Consider the following 3,557-nt stretch of genomic DNA (forward strand, 5'->3'; position numbering starts at 1 on the left):
AAGGTAAACCGCCACCGGCAGAAGGCATTATCCGGATGTGGATCGGGAGGCGCAAAAAGGCATTCAACCTGTATTCTATCATCGATAATTCCGGCGAAATTCTCAAACTCGCCCCGGTGCATCTCCTTGCAGGAAAACTCAGGCAATCCCTTCGCGATCCTTGCTGCCTGGGGCGCACAGCGAGGAACGGAAATGATCAACTAATCTTCTTTTTCATCAAAATCTTATCCAATGATTATAATCCAGGTGAAAAGTTTCTGGGCCTTCACAAAGCCGCGCAAGCCTTTCTCCCCGATCTGAAAACGCTTCAAGATATCCTTGGCGGCCATACCCGCAACCTTTGTCCAAACACGCTCGTTGATCCTTTCTGCCGTCTGTTGATCAAATTCATCCGATACGAAGAGAAACCAGAAACCGTCCACCACCCGGTAATGCCAGAGTAAAAATTCGAGGTAGTTCTTCAGCTCAGAATGACCCAAATTTTCTATCGGTGAAATATCCATAGATTGCGCATTTTTCATAGTGTTCATGGCCCTCCAGCGGCATTGTTTTTTTACACTAACACGTTAACAGAAATCTTGCTACAATAAGCTCAAAAACCTATGGGGGAATCGTTATTCATAAACAAGATATATCCAATTTTGATGGGGAGACTCTGCGTGCGAATCTTACTCCGGAACAGGTGAATTCCTTTCAAGCTGTTATTTACCGTCATTATAATCAACATGGCCGAGATCTTCCATGGCGGAAGACGAAAAACCCGTATCACATTTTTGTTTCAGAGGTAATGCTTCAGCAGACACAGGTAGAAAGAGTGATTCAAAAGTACAAGCTCTTTATTTCGATCTTTCCGGATTTCCCATCTCTTGCTAGGGCTGAACTGAAAGACGTTCTCTTCGTATGGCAGGGACTTGGTTATAATAGACGAGCACTCGCATTGGTACGTGCCGCCCAGACTGTCACGTCCGAGTATGGAGGGAATCTTCCCGCGAAACTGGAAGATCTCACAAAGCTATCCGGGGTAGGAAGAACAACAGCATCGTCGCTACAGGCATTTGCATTTAACAAGCCTGCTGTTTTCATCGAAACGAACATCAGGAGGGTATTTATACATCACTTTTTTGAAGGAAAGGAGAACATAAAAGATAATGATATTCTCCCCTTCGTTGAGGCAACGCTAGACAGGTCAAATAGCGGTATGTGGTACCATGCTCTGATGGACTATGGCGCCATGTTGAAAAAGGAAATTCCGAACCCTAACATAAGGAGTCTGCATTATAAGAAACAGCCGCCGTTTAAAAATTCCGACAGACAAATTCGAGGAGCAATTTTACGTATCCTTTTAGAAAAATCACCTCTTTCGTATTCGGAGCTTGAGGAAATGATACGTGAACCCGCAACGAGAATCAGGAAAATCATAAATCAACTCGAGAGAGAAGGGCTTGTTCAAAAGCTCAATGGAAGGTACAGTATCGGGTAAGTTACGTAACAATTCACCAGCCAAGAAATGATCGTAACTTCTTGATGTCTTCCATCAGCTTTTCAAATCCTTGTATCGTTAAAGATTGAGGGCCATCCGAAAGGGCCTTGTCCGGTTCCGGGTGCACCTCTACCATGATGCCATGCGCACCGGCTACCAGGGCTGCCTTGGCCATTGGCGGAACAAGACTTCGTTTTCCAGTGGCATGAGACGGATCGATGATCACCGGCAAATGTGACAGTTCATTGATGAGTGGTATGACGGAAAGATCAAGACAGTTGCGTGTTGCTGTTTCAAAGGTGCGAATGCCTCGCTCGCAGAGGATAACCTTATGGTTCCCTTCTGCATAGATATATTCGGCTGCCGCCAGGAATTCCTCTATTGTAGCGCTCATCCCGCGTTTAAGAAGCACCGGCTTGTGTATTCGTCCAAGTTCTCTCAATAGGTCGAAATTCTGCATGTTGCGTGCCCCCACCTGGAGCACATCGGCGTATTCCCCAACGAGTTCAACGTTTTCCGGGGTCATAACCTCTGTTACAATTGGCAGGCCCGTCTCATTTTTAGCCAGGGCAAGAAGTCTCAACCCTTCTTTTTTCAGTCCTTGAAATGTATGGGGGCCTGTTCTTGGCTTGAAAGCGCCGCCCCGGAGAAGATCTGCACCCAGGCGCTTTACAGCAATAGCGGTTTTGACAATCTGATCCTCGCTTTCAACGGCGCACGGACCAGCAATAACGATGGGTTTCTTTCCCTCCCCGATTTCAACATCATCGATTTTTATCACGGTCCTTCGGGGATGGAAATCCCTAGATACCATCTTGTACGGCTTTGTGACGTGGATAACTTCTTTAACACCGGGAAGGTCGCGAATATTGAAATCGTCAACATATCCTTTATTGCCCAGTACGCCGATGGCGGTTCTTTGACTTCCGGGAATCGGCTTGGCCCTTAATCCCATATTTTTCACAGCAACCATGACAGCATCAATCTGCTTGCTGCCGGCTTTGCTATGCATTACGATTAGCAAGGTATCCTCCGTATTCTTTCTCTGTTCATCTATTGGTCAAGTATGTATTTTTTAGTGAGGTGATTATTAGGTAAAATGGTAATGTATGTCAAGGAGAATGATAGCCCCTTTTTCATTGACAATATTTCACCTTCTACATTATTGTCCCGATAAGATACATCGTAAACAGAAATTCTAAGGTGGTATCCTGGAATGTTCGAGAAGAATTCCCGGCTCTTAATCGATGAATTTTATGAAGTTTTGAAAGACCCGTCAGCCTACGGCAGAAAAATAAAAGAGGAGGGACGCCGGAAGGTCGTGGGATATCTGTGTTCTTATACACCGGAAGAAATCATATACGCAGCAGGTGCTCACCCTTTCAGGCTTTTCGGGACAGGAGAGAATATTTACCTTGCCGACGCCCATTTGCAATCTTACTGCTGCTCCCTGGTGCGTGGAGCTCTTGAAGGAGCCCTGGCAGGTCACCTCGATTTTCTTGAAGGGGTGGTTTTTCCGCATACCTGTGATTCGATTCAGCGCCTCTCCGACATCTGGCGAATGAATGTTAAGGGAACTTTCCACATTGACGTAGTGCTGCCGGTAAAACTCGACACAGAGAGCGCAAGAGCATACATGATCGACATCCTGACAAAATTCAGGAACGACCTTGGCGGATACCTGCAAAGTGAGATTACCGAGGAAAAGCTGACAAATGCACTGAATACATTCAACACCATCAGGGGGTATCTGAAGAGACTTTACGAATTGAAAGCTGAAAACCCCGGGATAATCACCGGAAGCGATCTGTATGCCGTTGTCAAATCGTCCATGATCATGGACAGGGGCCATCTTCTGGAGGTTCTTCCCACATTTGTTAATGAATTGGAAAAGAAAAAGGAGAGTGCGGCATCATCTCCAGGTAAGCGTACCATCCTGGCCGGTGGCGTGTGCACCCACCCCGATCTCTAGCGGATCATCGAAGAAGCCGGGGGAGGCGTTGTGTGGGATGATTTCTGCACCGGGACGCGGTATTGTGAGAGATCGGGTATGAATGAGTCCGATCCCATCACCGTT

Annotated in this window: 5 protein-coding genes; 2 read left to right on the forward strand and 3 right to left on the reverse strand. The window is 46.5% G+C overall.

Annotated elements, in window-relative coordinates:
* On the reverse strand, positions 1–200 hold a 200-nt coding region (locus NTW12_07650), incomplete at its 3' end, for a DUF6125 family protein (protein MCX5846215.1).
* Positions 201–224: 24 nt separating this feature from the next.
* Positions 225–530 carry a hypothetical protein gene (locus tag NTW12_07655; protein MCX5846216.1) on the reverse strand — a complete coding sequence of 102 codons (306 nt, stop codon included), beginning with the start codon at positions 528–530 and terminating at the stop codon, positions 225–227.
* A 257-nt stretch (positions 531–787) separates the two neighbouring features.
* Here NTW12_07655 and NTW12_07660 point away from each other — a divergent pair, with 257 nt between their 5' ends.
* A complete protein-coding gene (locus tag NTW12_07660; GenBank protein MCX5846217.1) occupies positions 788–1,480 on the forward strand; it encodes an A/G-specific adenine glycosylase in 693 nt (230 codons plus the stop codon).
* 13 nt (positions 1,481–1,493) lie between these two features.
* Here NTW12_07660 and aroF read toward each other — a convergent pair whose 3' ends face one another.
* Positions 1,494–2,504, reverse strand: coding sequence for a 3-deoxy-7-phosphoheptulonate synthase (aroF, locus tag NTW12_07665; protein MCX5846218.1), 1,011 nt, complete (start codon positions 2,502–2,504; stop codon positions 1,494–1,496).
* 192 nt (positions 2,505–2,696) lie between these two features.
* On the opposite strand from aroF, the gene NTW12_07670 reads away from it, so the two are divergent.
* Positions 2,697–3,452, forward strand: coding sequence for a 2-hydroxyacyl-CoA dehydratase family protein (locus tag NTW12_07670; protein MCX5846219.1), 756 nt, complete (start codon positions 2,697–2,699; stop codon positions 3,450–3,452).
* The last annotated feature ends 105 nt before the right edge of the window (positions 3,453–3,557 follow it).

Source organism: Deltaproteobacteria bacterium (assembly GCA_026388545.1).
Lineage (GTDB): Bacteria > Desulfobacterota > Syntrophia > Syntrophales > UBA2185 > JAPLJS01.

Excerpts from the sequence above, each read along its gene's own strand:
- NTW12_07660 (MCX5846217.1), top strand. The coding sequence starts at position 788 with ATGCTTCAGCAGACACAGGTAGAAAGAGTGATTCAAAAGTACAAGCTC.
- NTW12_07655 (MCX5846216.1), bottom strand. The coding sequence starts at position 530 with ATGAACACTATGAAAAATGCGCAATCTATGGATATTTCACCGATAGAA.
- NTW12_07670 (MCX5846219.1), top strand. The coding sequence starts at position 2,697 with ATGTTCGAGAAGAATTCCCGGCTCTTAATCGATGAATTTTATGAAGTT.